At 70.7% G+C, this 12,748-nt stretch carries 11 protein-coding genes and 1 pseudogene; 5 read left to right on the top strand and 7 right to left on the bottom strand.

What is annotated here, in order from left to right; translation table 11 throughout:
* Positions 1-202: 202 nt before the first annotated feature.
* Both ACWFR3_RS23385 and ACWFR3_RS23380 read left to right on the top strand, forming a co-directional pair.
* Positions 203-604: pseudogene (locus ACWFR3_RS23385) on the top strand (DUF7144 family membrane protein); the annotation flags it as partial.
* A 180-nt stretch (positions 605-784) separates the two neighbouring features.
* On the top strand, positions 785-2,065 hold the full coding sequence (locus ACWFR3_RS23380; RefSeq protein WP_453736551.1) for an ion channel protein: 1,281 nt from the start codon (positions 785-787) through the stop codon (positions 2,063-2,065).
* 80 nt (positions 2,066-2,145) lie between these two features.
* On the opposite strand, the gene ACWFR3_RS23375 is transcribed toward ACWFR3_RS23380, so the two are convergent.
* Entirely contained in the window at positions 2,146-3,057 is a 912-nt protein-coding gene (locus ACWFR3_RS23375) for a LysR family transcriptional regulator (protein WP_453736550.1), read from the bottom strand.
* 200 nt (positions 3,058-3,257) lie between these two features.
* Between ACWFR3_RS23375 and ACWFR3_RS23370 the strand changes: the two genes are divergently transcribed.
* Entirely contained in the window at positions 3,258-4,586 is a 1,329-nt protein-coding gene (locus tag ACWFR3_RS23370) for an SGNH/GDSL hydrolase family protein (RefSeq protein WP_453736549.1), read from the top strand.
* A 173-nt stretch (positions 4,587-4,759) separates the two neighbouring features.
* Here ACWFR3_RS23370 and ACWFR3_RS23365 read toward each other — a convergent pair whose 3' ends face one another.
* From ACWFR3_RS23365 to ACWFR3_RS23345, 5 genes are all read right to left on the bottom strand, one after another.
* Positions 4,760-6,727, bottom strand: a complete 1,968-nt coding sequence (locus ACWFR3_RS23365) for an FUSC family protein (RefSeq protein WP_453736548.1) — start codon at positions 6,725-6,727, stop codon at positions 4,760-4,762.
* Between the two features lie 70 nt (positions 6,728-6,797).
* Positions 6,798-7,829: an endonuclease/exonuclease/phosphatase family protein gene (locus ACWFR3_RS23360; RefSeq protein WP_453736547.1), complete on the bottom strand. Its 1,032-nt coding sequence runs from the start codon at positions 7,827-7,829 to the stop codon at positions 6,798-6,800.
* 237 nt (positions 7,830-8,066) lie between these two features.
* Positions 8,067-8,945 carry a hypothetical protein gene (locus tag ACWFR3_RS23355; protein WP_453736546.1) on the bottom strand — a complete coding sequence of 293 codons (879 nt, stop codon included), beginning with the start codon at positions 8,943-8,945 and terminating at the stop codon, positions 8,067-8,069.
* A gap of 83 nt (positions 8,946-9,028) precedes the next feature.
* Entirely contained in the window at positions 9,029-9,880 is an 852-nt protein-coding gene (locus tag ACWFR3_RS23350) for an ABC transporter permease (protein WP_453736545.1), read from the bottom strand.
* On the bottom strand, positions 9,877-10,893 hold the full coding sequence (locus tag ACWFR3_RS23345) for an ATP-binding cassette domain-containing protein (RefSeq protein WP_453736544.1): 1,017 nt from the start codon (positions 10,891-10,893) through the stop codon (positions 9,877-9,879). The genes ACWFR3_RS23350 and ACWFR3_RS23345 overlap by 4 nt, the downstream gene beginning before the upstream one ends.
* Positions 10,894-11,056: 163 nt before the next feature.
* On the opposite strand from ACWFR3_RS23345, the gene ACWFR3_RS23340 reads away from it, so the two are divergent.
* Together ACWFR3_RS23340 and ACWFR3_RS23335 are read left to right on the top strand one after the other, a co-directional pair.
* Entirely contained in the window at positions 11,057-11,506 is a 450-nt protein-coding gene (locus tag ACWFR3_RS23340) for an SH3 domain-containing protein (RefSeq protein ID WP_453736543.1), read from the top strand.
* Positions 11,507-11,523: 17 nt separating this feature from the next.
* A complete protein-coding gene (locus tag ACWFR3_RS23335; protein ID WP_453736542.1) occupies positions 11,524-11,925 on the top strand; it encodes a hypothetical protein in 402 nt (133 codons plus the stop codon).
* Positions 11,926-12,002: 77 nt separating this feature from the next.
* Here the strand turns inward: ACWFR3_RS23335 and snpA are convergent, their stop codons facing one another.
* Entirely contained in the window at positions 12,003-12,668 is a 666-nt protein-coding gene (gene snpA / locus ACWFR3_RS23330) for a snapalysin (protein ID WP_453736541.1), read from the bottom strand.
* Between the last annotated feature and the right edge of the window lie 80 nt (positions 12,669-12,748).

Raw genomic sequence — 12,748 nt, 5'->3', positions numbered from 1 at the left:
GGGGCCACCCCTTCAACTCAACCAACGCCGTGCGGCGTGCAGTTCATCTGGTAGCCCAGCGTAATCAGTTGATTGCGATCCGGTGACGTGAATCACGTAAATGCCGAGGACCGAGGGGTAACCCGTTCGGCCCAATCCCGCTCGCGAGCCCCGTACGGCTGTCACACGCTGTGAATTCCTGGCGACACGAGAAGAGGTGCTCATGAGCGGCGACAGCGGCAGCAGCAAGGGCAGCCCGGGCAACGAAAGCGCATGGGCGTCGGGCGGGACGATGTTCGCCGGTGTCCTGATGCTGGTCAACGGCATCCTCGGCATCTTCGAGGGCATCGCGGGCATCGCGAAGGACGACGTCTACACGCGCATCGGGGACTACGTCTACAAGTTCAACCTCACCGCGTGGGGCTGGGTGCATCTGATCCTCGGCATCCTCGTGGCCGTGACCGGCTACGGGATTCTCAAGGGTGCGGCATGGGGCCGGGCGAGCGGTATCGCGCTGGCTTCGCTTGCCGTGGTCCTGCAGTTCCTGTGGCTGCCGTACCAGCCGATCTGGGCGCTGATCTCGATCGCGATCGCCCTCTTCGTCATCTGGGCGCTCTGCACGGACCACCCGGACCGTCACGCGGGCCACGGCGTACCGCCGGGCGGCGGGGCGGGGGCCGGTGGCTGGGGACCCAGGCCCACCTCCAGCGGGCCCGGTCCGTTCGCCGAAGGCCCCAGCGGCACCAATCCCGGCGGTACGGGCCCCACGCCTCCTCCCGCCGCCCACTGACCGGACCGCGAGGCAGTGGCAGCCACGGAGAAGCAGCCCCTGACGCCGCAGGCCCGCGCGCTGCTGCCGCTCGTCGTACCCGCCCTGCTCGTGGGGGTGGGGTCCAGCCTGATCCTGCTGCTGCTCAGCGTGGTCGCCGAGCGGTTGCAGGATCTGCTGTGGGACACGCTGCCGGACGCGGTGGGGGCCTCCGGGACATCGGCGGGGTGGATCATCGGGGTCCTTACGGCGGCGGGGTTCGTCGTCGGGCTCATCGTGTGGAAGGTGCCCGGGCACGCCGGGCCCGATCCGGCGACGCTGGGCCTTGTCGATCCGCCGCTGCCGGTGCGGGTGCTGCCGGGCATCGCGCTGGCCGTCGTGGTGGGCCTCGCGGGCGGCGTCAGTCTCGGCCCGGAGAACCCGATCACGGCGATCAACATCGCCCTCGCCTACGCGCTGGGCATGAAGGCCATGCCGCGTACGCCCGCGAGCGACTGGGTGGCCCTCGCGGCGGCCGGGACCATCGGCGCCCTCTTCGGTACGCCGGTCGCGGCGGCGCTCATCCTCTCCGAGACCGTCACCGCTCCGGGGCCCGATCCGAGACCGCTGTGGGACCGGCTGTTCGCGCCGCTGGTGGCGGCGGGTGCTGGGGCGCTGACCACGGTGCTCATCGCGCACCCGACGTTCCAGATCGACGTCGAGGCGTACGCGGGTCCGCGCTGGGGCGACGTGCTCTCCGCGATGGTCGTCAGTACAGGGGCGGCGGCGGCCGGGCTGTGCGCGGTGTACGCGTTCCCCTACCTCCACCGCGTCTTCCACCAGCTCGGACACCCCGTACTGATGCTGACCGTGGGCGGTCTCGTACTCGGCGTCCTGGGTGCGCTCGGCGGCCATCTGACGCTCTTCAAGGGCCTGGACGAGATGAAGGAGCTGACCGCGCACGCCGCCGAGCACGACGCGGGCAATCTGCTCCTTCTCGCCGTGGTCAAGCTGCTCGCGCTCTGCGTGGCCGCCACCTGCGGATTCCGGGGCGGACGGATCTTCCCCGCGGTCTTCGTGGGCGCGGCGCTCGGCATGCTCGCGCACGCCCTCGTCGACTCGGTGCCGCCCGCCCTCGCGATCACCTGCGCCATCCTCGGCGTCCTGCTCGCCACGACGCGGCAGGGGTGGCTGAGCCTGTTCACGGCGGCGGCCGTGGTGATGGACCTGGAGCTGCTGCCGGTGCTGTGCGTGGCGGCGCTGCCCGCGTGGCTGCTTGTGACGGGGCGGCCGGAGATGCTGATCAAGAGGGGCGGGCGGGAGCAGCCGGTGGCATGAGGGGGTTGCCTCCCGCCTCCGCGTCCCCGCGTCCCCGCGTCCCCGCGTCCCCGCAGCCCTCCCGTCCGGCTTTTGTGCCGTCAGAACGGGGCCGGGCCGCCGTTCGCCGCGACGGCGTCACGGACCGCTCGTACGAACTCCTCCAGGCGCGGGGTGCCTGCCGCGGCCGTACGCGAGATGAGCGCGACGTCGGCCGTCGGGACGTCGTGCAGGGGGACGAAGACGATGTCCGGCCGTGAGTAGTACTTCTCCACGGACGCGATGACCGGCGACACCCCCTGACCGGTGGCGACCAGCGTCATCAGCTCCTGGAACCCGGCGACCGACTGGCCGCGGCGGATCGGGAGCCCGCTGGGGGTGCGGGGCGGGACGTGGAAGTCCCACCAGTAGGCGGGGGCGCCGTTGACGACGCCGAAGAAGGTCTCGCCCGCGCACTCTTCGAGGGAGACGCTGGCGCGACCGGCGAAACGGTGGCCGAGGGGTACGGCGAGCATACGGGGTTCGTTGATCACGACGGGCCCGACGGTGAGGTCGGGCTCCTCCACGGGCAGGCAGGTGAACAGCACGTCGGCCTCGCCGCCGCGCAGCGCGCCGAGCGGGTCGCCGAACTGCGTCTCCCGCATCCGGACGTCGCAGTGCGGGCAGCGCTCGCGGAACTTCGCCAGGATCGCGGAGGTCAGCGAGCCGGCGCCCGACCCGAGGAAGGCGACGGTCAGCTCGCCGTCGACGCCGCGGGCCATGTCCTTGGCACGGGCGACGGCGGCTTCCATGCGCACGTGCAGCGGCGCCAGATCGTCGTAGAGCTGACGGCCCAGCGGGGACATCTCCACCTTGCGGCTCGTGCGCTCGAAGAGCGGGGCGCCGATCTTGCGCTCCAGCCTCTTCACGGTCTGGCTGACGCGGGCCTGGGAGAGGAGGAGGCGGTCGGCGGTGCGGCCGAAGTGGAGCTCTTCGGCGAGCGTCAGGAAGGTTTCCAGCTCTTGCCGTTCCATGTCCCTGCGCCACCCCGTCCGGCTGCGGTACGTCTGCCACGTGCCTGTTGTACGCCTCTGACCTGCATCTATAAGTCTGAGCGTGCCAATCGTTTCACGGATCGTCGTTGATCGGGGGTTGGCGGGGGCGGATCTTTGAGGAGTCCGGTCGAACGGACGGCGTTCCGCGTCTTCATCGCCTCAACTCCCTGGAGATTTTCATGCTTTCGCGTACTCGTACATCTGCTGCTGTTGCTGTTGCTGCCGCGCTCGCCCTGACGGCTGGTGTCGCTGTGACCGGCGCGCATGCTTCGGGCTCGGGTTCCGGCTCGGGTTCCGGCTCCGGGTCCGGGCCCGCCTGGTCCGCCGCCTGGGCCGCGTCGCCGCAGCGCGCCAGTACCGGCTTCAAGCCCAACTGGTCGGAGGACGGCTTCTCCGGGCAGACCCTGCGGCAGGTCGTGCGGGTGACCGCGGGCGGCGACAGAGCCCGCATCCGGCTCTCCAACGCGTACGGGACCTCGCCGTTGCACATCGCGGGGGCGACCATCGCGCGGACGGAGAAAGGGGCCGCCGTCGAGGAAGGCTCGGTGCGGAGGCTCACCTTCGGGGGGAGGCAGGGGGTGTCGATACCGGCGCACGGACAACTCTCCAGTGATGCGGCGAGCTTGGGGCTCAAGGCCTTCGAGTCGGTCACCGTGACGTTGCATCTGGCCCGTACGACAGGGCCCGCGACCTTCCACGCGCAGTCGTTCGCGACGAGTTACCGGGCGGAGGGGGAGCACACCGGGGACGTGGGGGCGGGGGCGTTCGATGAGACTTCGGAGTCCTGGTACTTCCTGTCGGGGGTGGATGTCACCGGTGCCACCGGCAAGAAGACGCGCCGTGGGAGTGGGAGTGGGGGCGAGGGTGGTGGGGGTGGTGGTGTCGTGCTGTTCGGCGACTCCATCACGGACGGCTTCGCCTCCTCCACCGATCGCAATCGCCGGTGGTCCGATGCGCTGGCCGAACGCCTTGCGCGGGCGGGGTCGCCCCGGCCGGTTCTGAACGCCGGTATCGGCGGGAATCTCGTCCTCAATGACTCGGCCTGGTACGGGGAGAGGGGGACGGCCCGGTTCGGTCGGGATGCGTTGGATCTGCCGGGGGTGGGGACTGTGGTTGTTCTTGAGGGGCTCAACGACATCGGGTTCAGCGAGAGCGATACGCCTACGTATAAGCCTGCGCCGGTGGTCAGCGCGGCTGAACTCATAGCGGGGCACCGGAAGTTGATCCGGGCCGCGAAGGCGAAGGGGGTTCGGGTGGTGGGGGCTACTCTGCTGCCGCTCGGGGGGTCTGATCACTATGGGGAGCGGGCGGCGAAGGTGAGCGATGAGTTCAATGAGTGGGTGCGGAATTCCGGGGAGTACGACGGGGTCGTGGACTTTGACCGGGCGTTGGCGGACCCTGCCGACGGGGAGCGGATTGCGCCTGAGTTCGACAGTGGGGATCACCTGCATCCGAATGATGCGGGGTATCGGGCGATGGCCCACGCGGTAGACCCGGCAGTGCTTTAGCCCCAGCCCCGCCCCTTCCCGGCTGCATCCAATTGCGGCTGCGCCGCGGGCCGCTCGGCGCAGGGGCCCGTGCCTTGTGCGTACCGTCATCACCGGCTTCGCCTAGTTCGTCCTCAAACGCCGGACGGGCTGGAAGTATCCGGCCGGGCTGGATACTTCCAGCCCGTACCCCGCTACCTCGGCGAGGCGATCGCCCTCGCGGCCACTACCTCCTGGCGGAGAGGTTCCAGGACGCTGTCCTGGGGGCCCGTGACGGTGAAGGACGTCGAGACCTTCTCCAGGGTTTCCGAGTCGCGCAGGCCCGTGGCCAGCTCGCGGAGTTGGCGGGCCACCTCACCCACCTCCGTGAGGGTCGGCTCCGCCGCCCCGTGGCGGATGCGGACCCGCGCTGCCGTGGTCGCGTCCACGATCCGCTCGACGGCGATGACCAGCGGCCACCACGCCGCCGCCCTCGCCCCCATGGGCGGTGGCTCGGTCAGGGCTCGTTGGAACTCCGTGCGGATGGTGGAGAGGTCCCGGTACAGGCCGCGCCGCATCCGCGCCCGCTCCGCCACGTCCACCGCCGTACCGAACGCGCTCTCCACGTACGACGCCACATCGGCGACCGCGTCCGCGAGGCGGTCGCCGATCCGCGTGTGCCAGCTCTCCGGCCACAGCAAGTACCCCGCCACCAGCGAAATCCCGCAGCCGATCAGGCTGTCGAGGAGGCGTGGTGCCACCAGGCCGAGGCCCTGGTGGTTCAGGACGTCCGACACGAGCAGGATCACCGGGGTGATCGCCGCCGTCTGGTAGCCGTAGCCGCGTGGTGTGAGCGCCGGGATCAGAGGCGCGAGGACCAGCATCACCGGTACGTCCCACCAGCCCCGCGGCACCTGGGAAAGTACCGCCGCCGCCACCACGAGCCCCGCCGCCGTGCCCAGCGCCCGCAGCACCGCCCGCGAGAACACCGAGCCGAAGTCGGGCTTGAGGACGAAGGTGACGGTGAGCGCCACCCAGTACGAGCGGGGCACCTCGATCAGGGACACCAGTGACTGCGCGATGCCGATGCAGAGGGCGAGGCGCAGGCCGTAGCGCCAGGATGCGCCGGAGAGGATGACGTTGCGGGCGGCTCGGCGCGCTCTGACGCGCAGGGCCGCCGGACGGCCCAGGCGGTCGTCGACGTTCACGATGCCGTGCGGGTCGGAGTCGTTGAGGAGTTCGGCGACGTGGCGCAGGGCGTGGGCGACCGCGTCCGCGGAGGGGTCCGGGGGTGGCGGGAGCACCGGATCGGCGATCGGGGTCGCCCTTGCCACCGCGTCCGCCAGGCGCCGCACCTCCGCGGGGAACTCCGGCGGCATCGGCACCCCGCACTGGTGCGCGGCGGGCGCGGCCTCGATGACGGGCGTGATCGCGTTCAACTGGGCGACCAGGCGGACCAGGTCCGGGTTACGGCCGTGGGCGCGGGTGCGGCGGGCCAGGACCAGGTCGTAGGACTGGTTGAGGGAGGCGGTGACTGCGGTGCGCGCCTCGTCGTAGCGCTCGGTGCCCGCCGCTTCGAGCAGCGCGGCGACGCTGCGGTAGGTCGCGGCGACGGCTGCCCGCTCGGGGATGCCGGACCGCAGCGGCCAGGCGAGGAGCGCGAGGAGGAGGACGAGCAGGCCGCCGCTCGTCATCAGGGCCGGGGCCAGCCACCATTCCCCCGGCATCGGAAGCCCCGCGCCCACCACGGAGTTGAGCAGCAGGAGCAGACCGGCGACGGACGCCACGGCGCCGATCGTGGACATCATCCCGGAGACCAGGGCGACCAGCGTGACGACGCCGACCGCGACCCAGCCGTGGCCGAAGACGAGCGAGCCGATGGTGACGCCGATCGCGCCGAAGAGCTGCGGGACCGCGATGTTGAAGATCCGCATGCGGTACGCGTCCGCCGTGTCGCCGATGACTCCGGACAGGGCGCCCATCGAGGCGAGCGCGCCGTACTCGGGCCGTCCCGCCGCGAGGCCGATGAGGAGGGGCAGGGTGAGGGCGATGGACGCGCGTGCCACCGCGGCCCACGGGATCGGCGCCGCCTGCGGCTTGAGCGTCCTGACCAGCCAGGGGGGTGGGGCGAGGGCGCTCAGCGCGCGAGGGCCCGGTGGGGCGGGTGGGTCGCGGCGGGGCATGGGGTCATTATTGCCGCTTCCGTTGCCGCTTTGCCCGGCCTGACCTGCGGCTGGGCTACGGCTCCGCGGCTTACTGCTTCGGCCTGTGCAGTGTCAGGTCCACCACCAGTGCCCGGTGGTCCGTGTCGCCGATGTCCAGGAAGCGGGCGTCGCTCGCCGAGAAGTCCGGGGTGGCCAGGACGTGGTCGATCTGGGTGCCGAGCGGCGACATCAGGTCCGCGGGCCAGCTTGCGGTGCGGGCGGAACCCGCGAGGCGGGCGGCATCGCGTACGCCGCCGGTGTCCAGGATGTCGCGGAACGCCGCGTGGTCCTGCGTGGCGTTGAAGTCCCCCGCGATGATGGTGGAGCGGTTCGCGCGCTTGCCCTCGGCGGCGTAGTCGCGGAGTTCGGCGAGTTCGGTGCGCCAGGTGCCGAGTTGCTTGGGCAGCGGCGGCATGGGGTGGGCGAGCTGTATGCGGACCTGGTGGCCGTCGTCCAGTTCGGCCACGGCACCGGGCATGCCGAGGGTGCCCGCGAGGCCGCTCGTCTTCTTCAGGGGCAGCTTGCTGACGATGACCGAGCCCTCGGCGCCGCCGGCCTCGCTCGCGGTGCGGTACGGGTAGTCGGAGCGGGGCAGTTCGTCGCGCAGGGTGTCCGAGCAGGTGTAGTCGCACTCCGGGACGAAGAGCAGGTCCGGCTTCTCCTCGCGGACGGCCTTGAGCAGGCCGCGGGTGGCCTGGCCGAACTGCACGTTCGACGCCATGACGCGTACGTCGGCCACTGCGGGGCCCTTCGGGTCGTCCGCCTTGCCGTACGGCTCCAGGAACCAGGCGACTCCGCCGAGGGCGATGACTCCCCAGACGAGGCCTACTCGCCAGCGGGACAGTGCGGAGAGGAGGAGGGCGGCGATGGTGGGGGCGAGGAGGAGGGGGAGGAAGGCGAGGAGTTGGGGGATGGGGGTGGGGCCGTCGGAGTCGGCGGTGCGGAAAGCTAGGAGGGTGGTTGTGCCTGCCAGCAGCAGGGCTGCCAGCCAGGCTGAGGGGCGGTGCCTTGGTCGCCTCTTCGCCTCCGGCTCGGGCCAGTCCTCTTGGGGTGCCGTCCTCGCTGCCGTTGCGCTGTCCAAGGCCGGCCTCTCCGTCTGGTCCGTCTGGCCCGACTGGGTCCTGCGTGGAATCTTCCCTTAGAGACGGCGGCGGGCCGGGGAGGGTTGCATTTTCCCCAACCCCGCCCCTTCCCGGCTGCATCCAATTGCGGCTGCGCCGCGGGCCGCTCGGCGCAGGGGCCCTGTGCCTTGTACGTACCGTCATCACCGGCTCCGCCGAGTTCGTCCTCAAACGCCGGACGGGCTGGAAGCACGGGATCACTCAGCCTGTCCGGCGATTGAGGACGAGCTCGGCGCAGCCGGTGATGGCGGGCGCCGAAAACGGGCCAGCAGCCACGTCGCCAGGGCCACTGCCAGACCCACCCCCAGGATTACCCACGCCGCCACGCTCAGCGACGACGTCAGCGCGTCGTACACCGCCTCCGCGGCCGGGCGGGAGACGTCCTTCGGGAGGTCGTCGAGGGTGAGGCCCCGGCCCACCGCTACCGCGATGGCCAGGACCGCCCCGCCGAGGGCCGCGCCCAGCGCCGTACCGATGACCGCCCTGCGGCGGCGTACCGCCAGGAAGATGCCGGCCACGGCAAGAAGCACCGCGGCGACCGGCAGCCAGAGGCCCGCGACCTGGAGCATGTGGAAGCCCTTTCCGAAGGGACCGAGGTCCGAGGACTGCATGAGCGTCACTTCGGTGTGCGTGACCGGGATACGGTCCGCGAACGGCACGCCGTCGTCGGCCAGTTGCTTCTTGACCTGCTCGGTGATGGGCGCGAGGTCGATGGTGACGGCGCCGCCGTCGGACTGGTCGGTCAGGGCCTCCTGCACTGCGGCATGCGCCTCGCGGTTGGCGGTCTTCCAGGCCGTCCTGAACGCCGGGGTCCCGGTGAAGGACCGCACCGCGTCCCGTACGAACGACTCGACGGTGCCCTGCAGCGGGCCCACGTCGATCTCCTTCATCGCCGCGTCCGTGACCGCGTCCGCCACCGCGTCCTGCACCGCGGAGTCCGAGGCGAGCGGCGCCATGGTGGCGACGTACTGATCGGCGTCCTCGATCTCGTACTTCGCCCAGGTGGAGAGCGCGCCGAGCGGCACCAGGACACAGGCGAGCACGAGCAGCACGGTGGACAGCGATCGTCTGAGCACGCACCCAAGATGAAACCCCGGCCGCGTGGAGCGCGACCGGGGTGCGTGCAGATGGGGCAACCATCTCCCACTCGGGGGATCTCCTACTTGCGGTTGTACAGGCGCATCGTCACCGGGCCGAAGACCGCCACGAGCAGCACCACCCAGCCCAGCGCCCACGCGAGGGACGCGTCCGGTGCCGTGCCCGCCATCAGTTCGCGGACCGCCGACGCGAGGTGCGTGATGGGGTTGTTGTTGACGAAGGCCTGCAGCCAGCCCGGCATCGTCTCGGGCTTCACGAAGATGTCGCTGAGGAACGTCAGCGGGAAGATCACCATCATGCTGACGCCCATCACGGACTTCTCGGTGCGCAGGAGGAGACCGAACATCGTCCATACCCAGGAGAACGCGAAGGAGAAGACCAGGAGCAGCAGTACGCCGCCCAGGACGCCGAGGACGCCGCCGTCCGGCCTGAAGCCCAGGATGATGCCGACCGTCAGCATGACGACGGACGCGATCGCGTAGCGCAGGGCGTCGCCCAGGAGGTAGCCGACCATCACCGACGGGCGCCAGATCGGCAGCGTACGGAAGCGGTCGAAGACGCCCTTCTCGATGTCGGTGTTGACCGAGACGCCCGTGTACATCGTGATCATGACGACGGACATCACGAGGATGCCGGGCAGCAGGTACTGGATGTACTCGGTCGGTGATCCGGCGAGCGCGCCCCCGAAGAGGTACGTGTACATCAGCACCATCATGATCGGGAACGCCGTCACGTCGAAGAGCTGCTCCGGCACATGCTTGATCTTGAGCATGGCCCGCCAGCCGAACGTCAGGGACGCGGCGAGCGCGCTGGGGCGCGGCGGCCGGTCACCGGCGATGAGCAGTTCGGCGAGGGACTCGGTGCTTACCGGCGCCAGATCCCGGGCCTCGGTGGGAGTGGTCGCAGTGCTCATGCCCTTGCCTCTTCCTTCGCCGTCGCCGTCTCCGTCGCTGTCTTCGTTGCGTGCCCGGGACTGCCCGTCAGGGCCAGGAACACCTCGTCCAGGCTGGGCTGGCCCAGCGCGAAGTTGTCCACGGTGATCCCCGCGCGGGCCAGTTCGGCCAGGGCGCGCGCCGCCTTCTCGGCGGCGCCCTTGTCGTCGCGCTCGCCGTCGCCGACGCGGGCGGTGAGGGCGACCGGGTCGGCCTCCAGCTGGACCTCCGCGTCGAGCGCGATCCGCAGCACCTGCGCGGCTTCCGCCCGCTGCCCGGCGTCGCGCAGCCGTACGTGCACCGAGCCCGCGCCGACCGATGCCTTCAGCTCGCCCTTGGTGCCCTCGGCGATGACCTTGCCGTCGTCGATGACGGCGATGCGGGACGCGAGGTGGTCGACCTCGTCCAGATACTGCGTGGTCAGCAGGACCGTCGTGCCGTGCGCGACGACCGCGCGGACGATGTCCCAGACCTGGTTGCGGCTCCGCGGGTCGAGGCCCGTCGTCGGCTCGTCGAGAAAGAGCAGGTCAGGGGTGTTGAGGATGGACGCGGCGATGTCGATGCGGCGGCGCATGCCGCCCGAGTAGTTCTTCACCTGGCGGGCGGCGGCGTCGCTCAGGCCGAAGGCTTCGAGGAGCTGTCCGGCCCTGCTGTACGCCGCCTTCTTGCCGTGGCCGGTGAGGCGGGCGAGGAGCACCAGGTTCTCGGTGCCTGTCAGGTCCTCGTCGACCGAGGCGTACTGCCCGGTGAGGCTGACCCTGCTGCGTACGGCGTCGGCTTCGCGCACGACGTCGTGGCCGAAGACGTGGGCGTCGCCGCCGTCCGGGCGCAGCAGGGTGGCGAGCATCTTCACGGTGGTGGTCTTGCCCGCGCCGTTCGGCCCGAGCAGGCCGTAGACCGTGCCGGCGGGGACGGTGAGGTCCACGCCGTCGACGGCGCGGTTGTCCCCGAAGGTCTTCACCAGGCCCGCGGTCTCGATGGCCACGCTGTTCATGTCGTACGCCCTCTCTGCGTCTCTCCGGGTCTCCGGGTCGTTACGAAGGCAGACCGTCCGCGAGGCGCAAACTCATCGTCCGGTGGAGCGTTGGCCCGAACGGGTGTTTGCTGGAGGTGGGGAGGAGAGGCGGAGGGGGGCGGGGGGAAAGAGGAGGTCGATCATGCGGACCACTCCGGCCCCGGGCCCGGGAAAGACCCGGGCCGCCCTGGGAACTCTTGCCACCGCGCTCCTGACCGCGGGCGCGCTGTCCCTCGGAGGTGCTTCCCCGGCATCCGCCGCGGCGCCACCCGCGCACAACGACCACGACGTGATCTGGGGGACGATCGTCGCCCCCTACGACCTGAAGATCCGGGACGCGCCGTCCACCGGCGCCTCGATCGTCGCGAAGCTGCCCGCGGAGAGCCAGGACCGCGTCGAGTGCCAGACGCGGGGATCGAGTGTCTGGGGCGATTCGACCTGGTACTGGCTGGGCGGGGTGCAGGGCTGGGCCAGCGCCGCGTACGTGGATGTCGGCGGGCAGCATGTGCCCAGCTGTGCGTCCTCCGACCCGTGCCAGGAGTACAAGCCGTGCTGGGACACGTGCCAGGGCGGCTACAACCGCTACCACTGAAGTCTGGAGGAACCGTCATGGCTCACACGGCACCCACCTCAGCGGCGGTACCGCACCTGTCCGGCGGCTCCGCCGTCAGCCGGCTCGGCACGGCCGCCCTGCTGCTCGGCGTCGTCTACGGCATCTGGGCGGCGGGCATCGCGCGCGACGCCGGGCCCATCACCACGGGCAACGTCCTGCTCGGCGTCGTGGCCGGAATCGTGGCCGCCGCGGTCTTCGTGGGCCTGCGCATGATCGCGCCGGGGCTTCCGCGCGAACTGCGGGCGGCTGCCTGGGCCGCCTTCGCCGGGATCGCGTTCGGCTATCTGTACAGCCTGACGGACGCGACCGTCCTGCGGTCCGTGTTCATGGCGCTCGGCGTGACGGGCGGGGTGTTCGCGTTCATGTTCTACCGGTACTACACGAGCGAGAAGTCGTAGAACGCCGCTGTGCCCGTCGGCGCCGAGCGCGCCGACGGGCACAGTGATCACTGCTTACGGACGGTCCGAGCCGAGGCTCAGCCGACCTTCTCCATTCTGTCCAGCTTGTCCAGCGCCTTCGCGAGACCGTTGGCCCACAACTGGTTGACCTTGGCCTTCTCGTTCGCGTCCGGCTGCGAGTTGGTGCACGAGGTGCCGGGGCCGCCGCCCGACATCAGCTCGCTGCACGGGCCTTCGTAGTGGTCGGGAAGGCCGAGGACGTGACCCGTCTCGTGCGCCGTCACACGGGTCGAGTCGTACTGCTGGTTCTGCGCGTAGTCGAGGAAGATGTAGCCGCTGCCGTGGCCGTCCGTGCTCGCGTACGAGCCGCGGGAGTCGTTGCCCTCGCGGTACTCGAAGCTCGCACCGCTGCTGCCCTCCTGGAGCTTCACGTTGGAGACGGCGCTGTTCCAGATGGAGGTGCTGCTGGCTATCTGCTGCGCGAAGGTCGGGGCACCGGAGGCGTCGTACACCACCGTGACCTGCTTCGTGCCGGGGTTGGCGGCGCGCTTCTCGGCGACCGACTTCAGGACGGCGTCGAAGAACGCCTTGTTGGCCGCCGCTTCCTCGCCGGACCCGGCGTAGTTCGCGTATCCGGCAGTGGTGGACGGCGCGGTGGGGGTCGCGGCCGTCGCGGATGTCGTGCCGAGGCCGGCGGCTGCGAGGCCGAGGACGGCAACGGCGGACAGGTAACGCTTGCTCATGTGGGGGGCTCCCTACTCGTTCCGTGAAAGGTGAACGGTTCGGTAACGGGAGTGTCGGGGAGCCCGGGGCCTCCGGGGAT

The organism is Streptomyces sp. NPDC055189, from assembly GCF_053606765.1.
The sequence above is the reverse complement of the archived record's forward strand: the minus strand, read 5'-3'. Positions and strand labels throughout refer to the sequence as shown.

What these genes read in the sequence shown, in the direction of transcription:
- ACWFR3_RS23375 (WP_453736550.1), bottom strand. Translation starts at nt 3,057, where the DNA reads ATGGAACGGCAAGAGCTGGAAACCTTCCTGACGCTCGCCGAAGAGCTC.
- ACWFR3_RS23370 (WP_453736549.1), top strand. Translation starts at nt 3,258, where the DNA reads ATGCTTTCGCGTACTCGTACATCTGCTGCTGTTGCTGTTGCTGCCGCG.
- ACWFR3_RS23365 (WP_453736548.1), bottom strand. Translation starts at nt 6,727, where the DNA reads ATGCCCCGCCGCGACCCACCCGCCCCACCGGGCCCTCGCGCGCTGAGC.
- ACWFR3_RS23350 (WP_453736545.1), bottom strand. Translation starts at nt 9,880, where the DNA reads ATGAGCACTGCGACCACTCCCACCGAGGCCCGGGATCTGGCGCCGGTA.
- ACWFR3_RS23345 (WP_453736544.1), bottom strand. Translation starts at nt 10,893, where the DNA reads ATGAACAGCGTGGCCATCGAGACCGCGGGCCTGGTGAAGACCTTCGGG.
- ACWFR3_RS23340 (WP_453736543.1), top strand. Translation starts at nt 11,057, where the DNA reads ATGCGGACCACTCCGGCCCCGGGCCCGGGAAAGACCCGGGCCGCCCTG.
- ACWFR3_RS23335 (WP_453736542.1), top strand. Translation starts at nt 11,524, where the DNA reads ATGGCTCACACGGCACCCACCTCAGCGGCGGTACCGCACCTGTCCGGC.
- snpA (WP_453736541.1), bottom strand. Translation starts at nt 12,668, where the DNA reads ATGAGCAAGCGTTACCTGTCCGCCGTTGCCGTCCTCGGCCTCGCAGCC.